Genomic DNA, 6398 nt, shown 5'->3' with positions numbered 1-6398 from the left:
GACTATACCGATCTGAAAAGAAGTAGCGCACTAAGCCTAAAGGATCAGTACGCTACACAGACTGGTTCTTGACCGTCTTAAAGAACAAAGATAAAAACAATTTTATTTGGAAATCAACACAGAATCTCCTCGGTAAAGTTTCGTATGACATGGTTGATGAGTCCTCTAATTTATCTCCTTCAAACTCAACGGAACCAGCTTCTTCGTCTTTAGCCAGGTTATAAATACGATGGCAATCGTCATTGAACCCCCAAACAACACAGAAGGAATGGTTCCCATTAATTTAGCCGTCAGGCCGGATTCAAATGCTCCAATCTCGTTTGAAGAACCGATGAACATAGAGTTAACCGCTGAAACCCTTCCGCGCATATGGTCCGGGGTTAGTATCTGAAGTATCGTTGAACGTATAATAACACTGACACTATCAAATGCTCCCTCGAAAAAGAGAATCAGGAGTGAAAGATAAAAGTTCCGCGACAAGCCAAAGCAGATTATCGATATACCAAAACCAGCCACAGCAAGGAGAAGGTTTCTCCAGGGTTTATTCATAGGCGGATATTTAGCCATAATGAACATGGTGACTACGGCTCCTAAGGCTGGTGCTGCACGCATTAGCCCCAAACCTTCGGAGCCTACTTTCAGAATATCATGAGCAAATATTGGCATCAGTGCTACAGCTCCGCCAAAGAAAACAGAGAACATATCGAGACTCAATGCACCAACCAGCATCCGGCTTTTAAACACAAAGCGAATGCCTTCCTCAAGACTCTTATAGATACTTTCCTTGGGGATAAATTTAGCAGGATGACTCTTCATGAAAAAGATGATAGCTAACAGCGACATTATAATAAATGAAATGATCACCACAAAGCAGGAGCTTATTCCCGAAAATCCATACAGAAGCCCACCGGCTGCCGGGCCCACGATTGCTCCCAATTGATAGGCGCCACTGTTCCATGTTGATGAATTAGGATAATGTTCTTTCGGAACGATTTCTCCCATGATGGAAAAAGCCGTGGGTGAATAAAAACCACGAGCCAATCCAATACAGAATATCATCGCATACATGGTAGCGATAATCATCCCCTGAGATAAAATACCCAGTGCTGCTTCTGATGTCACAAAAGCCAGAGCTATTGAGCAAATTAACATGGTACCCATAATTTTTATGAGCATTGTTTTTTTGTTCGATTTATCAGCAATATAGCCCCCATAAAGAGTTACAGTGATCGAAGGAACAGCTTCTGCCAGGCCGATCAGGCCCAGCGAAAGCGGGTCTTTAGTCAATTGATAGATGTACCATCCTACCACAACTGCCTGTATCTGATAAGCAAAAGTAAAAAGGAAGCGCATCGCTATATATGAGCGAAACTCAGGAAAGCGTAAAGCTATATAAGGATCAGTTTTTCCCTTAACCGGGGGGATCTCGCTCATCAAATCAATTCCAAGTCTTGTTTATTGGACCCCGTATTTGTCAATAAGATATATCAGTGACGCCATTGATGCAGCCCCAATTTCAAGTTCTCTTTTGTTTACATTTTCGAATACATCGCTGCTGGCATGGTGAATATCGAAATAGCGATGAGAGTCGGGCTTTAGGCCGATCAGAACTATTCCGGGAACAGCAGTTTTCAGCGGACCGATATCCGCTCCGCCACCGCCAGGTATTAGTTCTGTCACTTTATAAGGTGCAAGTAAATGTGTCCATTTTTGGATATGTGCCAGTGCAGAAGGAGACTCCTGAACCGTGAAACCTCTCGGACTAAAACCTCCGTGATCAGATTCAATTGCAGCAATATGTTTCTCCTGATTTTGCTTCGCAATTTCCGCATATTTCAGCCCGCCTCTTAAACCATTCTCTTCGTTCATAAACATGACCGCACGGATGGTATTATTGGGTTTTATATTTAAGGATTTAAACATCCTCAACACCTCGATGGACTGTGTAATCCCTGTTCCATCATCATGGGCGCCCTCGGCCAGGTCCCATGAATCCAGGTGACCGCCAACAGTTATAATCTTTTCCGGACTTACGCTTCCGCGGATTTCGCCCACTACATTATATGATACAGCATCGGGAAGTGTTCTGCAATTCTGTTTAAAAAACAATCTTACAGGAGATGCCTTCGTCATCCGTAGCTTCTGGCTAAGCAACTCTGCAGCTTTTGTACTTATCGCAGCAGCGGGAATCTTTGTAACTCCATCTTCATAACGCATTCCTCCGGTATGAGGGTTGTCATCGATGATGTTGGTCATCGACCTGACTATTACACCTACCGCGCCTAACTTCGCAGCTTCCACAGCACCCTGGCTTCTTTGATCTACCGCTCCGCGATATGCTTCAAACGGATCGAAAAGCCGGTTGTCAAATGGCCGGTTAAAAAAAACTATTTTCCCTTTTACGCCGCTCTCGCCTAATGACCGTAATTCCTGGAAGTTCATTACCTCAATAATCGGTGCAGTAAGGCCCTGTTCAGCAGTAGCGATGGAGCCCCCAAGTGCTGCAATTCTGACGGGGATTTTGCTTTTCCCTTCTAATATATAAGCAGACTCTTTAGCTCCCCGTTCCCAATGAGGAACCATTAGCTCCTGCAAATACACTCTGTCGAAGCCGTAATCTTCCATCACTTTTTTCGTCCAATCTACAGCCTTCTGCGCGTTTTGAGAACCACTCAATCGCGGCCCAATCTTCTTGCAAAGGTATTCCAGGTTGCTGTAAGCATGTCCTTTACCGAGTGCTTCATCATATATGCTTTTTATGATTAAGGAGTCAGGACTCTGAGCAAACAAGCTGCCTGATAAAAAAAGTGTGGAGATAAATGTGGCTATCAATTTCATAGTGCAAATTAAGTTATTTTTTCGCTAGTGGACGTCGTACTTTTCCACCCATGACATGTTACTAAAGCGTGTCCTTGCAAGCAAAGCGAAGCAATCTCGTCGACCTTCATCAGAGATTGCTTCGTCGTTCCTCCTCGCAAGGACACCGCTATTTAGGAAATTTTATCCCAACTAATCCCTCCCATTCTTTTCTCAAAATACTGATGTAGTAATCTGTTTCTTTCATCCTTTAATTCAGGATCATCCTCCAGAATCTTGATAACTGCCTTTCTTGCTTCGATCAGTATTTGCTGGTCCTGTGCCAAATCAGCGAGTTTCAAATCGAGCACCCCGCTTTGCTGTGTTCCCTCTATATTTCCTGGCCCCCGAAGCTGCAGGTCTATCTCGGCAATTTCAAACCCATCATTTGTTCGCACCATCGTATCTAAACGAACTTTAGCATCTGAACTAAGTTTATTGCCAGACATTAAGATGCAGAAGGACTGCTCTGCGCCCCTGCCCACCCGACCACGAAGCTGATGCAGCTGCGATAAGCCGAAACGTTCTGCGTTTTCAATAATCATGACACTCGCATTTGGAACATTAACTCCAACTTCTATTACGGTTGTGGCAACCATAATCTGAGTCTGCTTCTTTACAAAACGTTCCATTTCAGAAGATTTCTCTTTGGCGGTCAGCTTGCCATGGACGATACTTATGTTAAATAATGGCGGCGGGAATTCATTTGAAATAGCTTCAATGCCGGCCTCCAGATAAAGCAGATCAAGCTTCTCACTTTCTTTTATCAGAGGATAAACAATGTAAATCTGCCGCCCTTTCTCAATCTCTTCTCTCATAAAGCCAAACATTCTAAGTCGCTGGCTATGATACATATGGACTGTTTTGATAGGTTTCCTCCCTGCTGGAAGTTCATCTATAATAGAGATATCCAGATCGCCATACAAGGTCATTGCGAGCGTCCGTGGAATCGGAGTAGCTGTCATGACTAAAACATGCGGAGGGATGACATTCTTTCTCCAAAGTTTAGCGCGCTGTTCAACTCCGAAACGGTGCTGTTCATCAATAACCACTAAGCCAAGATTATTAAATTTCACCGCATCCTCAATAAGTGCATGCGTACCCACCAATATCTTTAACTGCCCGTTTTCGAGATTTTCATGAAGTACTTTCCTGGCCTTCTTTGGCGTAGATCCCGTGAGGAGTTCCACCTCTGTAAAATCCTCACCCACTAATGATTTGATCGAGATATAATGTTGCTGCGCCAGGATCTCAGTAGGCGCCATTAGACAAGCCTGGAAGCCATTATCTATGGCAAGCAGCATCATCATAAGGGCAACTACTGTTTTACCGCTACCGACGTCGCCTTGCAGCAATCTGTTCATTTGTATTCCCCTTTGGGTATCCTGGCGGATCTCTTTGATCACTCGCTTTTGCGCTGTAGTCAGTTCAAAAGGTAGTTTTTCAGAATAAAAGCTATTGAACTTCTCACCAACGCTGGTAAAAACGTTTCCTTTAAACTTGTGCGTCCTGAGGAGTTTAGTCCGCAGCAGCTTCAGCTGAATAAAGAACAGTTCATCAAACTTTAGTCGCCTTTCGGCGGATCTTAAAAGCTCAGCATTATCAGGGAAATGTATATTGAACAAAGACCTCTGGCGATTCATCAATTGATGTTCGCGTAATATATATTCGGGGAGTGTTTCCTCGACCTGGCGGATAACCTGGTCAATAAGATTAGCCTGAATTCTTTGTAATCCGCGGCTATCCAGGTTGAACTGTTTCAGTTTTTCGGTTGAACTGTAAACTGGCTGAAGACTTAGGTTCCCCTTATTCTCCGCCTTTGGCTGGTAAAGTTCTAATTCAGGATGAGTCATCGATATCCGTCCGTTAAATATCGTCGGCTTACCAAAGATCATGAATACGGATCCAGGCTGAATCACCTTATCCATCCACTTAATACTCTGAAACCAAACCAACTCAATGCTCCCAGTATCGTCTTTAAAATTTGCTACTAAACGCTTTGCCTGCTTTTCCCCTATTATATCTTTAGATATTATCCTGCCAAGAACCTGTACCGCGGGCAGCTCCCCATTTAACTCCCTGATCTTATAAAAACGTGTTCTGTCGATATAACGAAATGGATAATGTTCGAGGAGATCCTCATAAGTAAAAATACCAAGGTCCTTTTTTAGAATGTCGGCGCGCTGGGTTCCTACGCCTTTCAAGTATTCGACCGGTGTTTTTAAGATATTTTCTGCCAATTTCCGGAAGCTAAATACTGTTTATATTCAGGAAGATCGTTTAACCAACTCCTTGATGGTACCCCAATTGAACACCACTACAGCAGCAAAAAGCATTGAATATGCATATAACTGGTGCGGATCGATTCCTTCGTGAAAGTAAAAAAATGCCACAGCAAAAGCAACGATTGGATTGAGATAAATTATGATTCCCAGTGTAGACGATGGCATTCCCATTAATGCGTAGAGGCTTAAAAATAAAGGCACTACGGTAAACAAAACAGAAATTATCACAATAATGACCCAAAAGTGCAGATCAAATGGAAAAGCGTCAAAAGTCGCGAGGAAAATCGGTAGAGTAATCAGCGTAGCAATCAGCAGATGAATGCCGAGCATAACCAGCTTGTCTGTATTTCCAACGACTCGCTGGATAATGAGATAGAAAGCATACAAAGCAGCTATGATCACCGACCACATCACTTCCCGAAAGGAACCCTGTGCCAGAATGACAATACTGATGATAGCAATTACCACTGCAATGATCTTTAACCGCGAAAGTTCCTCTTTGAGTATAAAGAAACCACCTATTGCTGTGATTAACGGGCATACCATATATGCAAAAGCCGCCGACTTCAGACTAACTTCGTTGACAGCATAGATGTAGGTAAACCAATTTCCTGTAATTAACACACCAGCAAACAGGCTTAGCCATATTATCCGCTTGCGTTTTTCTTTAGTTTGGGATTTAAGATTCCTGACATCTTGTCTAAGATGTGGCCGTCTAAACAATAAGATAACAAGCCAGGTTATAACAAGAGATGTAAAGATGCGGTAATGAAGAATATCCTGTGGATTATAATCCTGAATTAGTCTAAGAGGAATTGAAAAAAAGCCCCAAATTACTACCGATGATAAAGCGGCAAGGAAATACTTTGCTCTTCCCGCGCTCACTTAGGCTTTATAGGCAGTCACAGAAATTTCAACATTCACATTTTTTGGCAGGCCCAAAACTGCTACTGTTTCCCGGGCGGGAAAGTCAGATTGAAAGTAGGAACCATAAATGCCATTTACCAGCACAAAATGTTCCATATCGCTTAAGAATATTGTAGTTTTTACAATATCGGAAAATGAAAATCCAGAGGCAGATAATAGCTCTTTGATATTCTTCATCACCTGTTTCGTTTCATCTTCAATATTCCCGTTTATCAGGTTATCAGTTTCCGGGTCAATGGCAATCTGGCCTGAAACATATAACATATTGCCAGCGCGTACAGCCTGACTATAGGGCCCTATTGGTGCCGGTGCATTCTTTGTGTGAATTAT

Annotated in this window: 5 protein-coding genes; all 5 read right to left on the bottom strand. The window is 43.0% G+C overall.

All coding sequences use genetic code 11. The features are described 5' to 3' along the window. Window positions 1-165: 165 nt before the first annotated feature. A complete protein-coding gene (locus WBJ10_RS08705; RefSeq protein WP_424289353.1) occupies window positions 166-1434 on the bottom strand; it encodes an MFS transporter in 1269 nt (422 codons plus the stop codon). Window positions 1435-1455: 21 nt separating this feature from the next. Further along, a complete protein-coding gene (locus WBJ10_RS08700; RefSeq protein WP_424289351.1) occupies window positions 1456-2838 on the bottom strand; it encodes a M20/M25/M40 family metallo-hydrolase in 1383 nt (460 codons plus the stop codon). 152 nt (window positions 2839-2990) lie between these two features. Then, window positions 2991-5096 (bottom strand): ATP-dependent DNA helicase RecG, encoded by a 2106-nt coding sequence (gene recG, locus WBJ10_RS08695; RefSeq protein ID WP_424289349.1) that lies wholly within the window; start codon window positions 5094-5096, stop codon window positions 2991-2993. A 27-nt stretch (window positions 5097-5123) separates the two neighbouring features. After that, a complete protein-coding gene (locus WBJ10_RS08690; protein ID WP_424289347.1) occupies window positions 5124-6026 on the bottom strand; it encodes an EamA family transporter in 903 nt (300 codons plus the stop codon). Beyond that, a partial coding sequence (locus tag WBJ10_RS08685; RefSeq protein WP_424289345.1) for a RidA family protein occupies window positions 6027-6398 on the bottom strand: 372 nt, incomplete at its 5' end.

This window comes from Daejeonella sp., from assembly GCF_049655485.1.
Taxonomy (GTDB): Bacteria; Bacteroidota; Bacteroidia; order Sphingobacteriales; family Sphingobacteriaceae; genus Daejeonella.
Note: the sequence above shows the minus strand (reverse complement) of the source record. Positions and strands in the feature narration are given on the sequence as shown.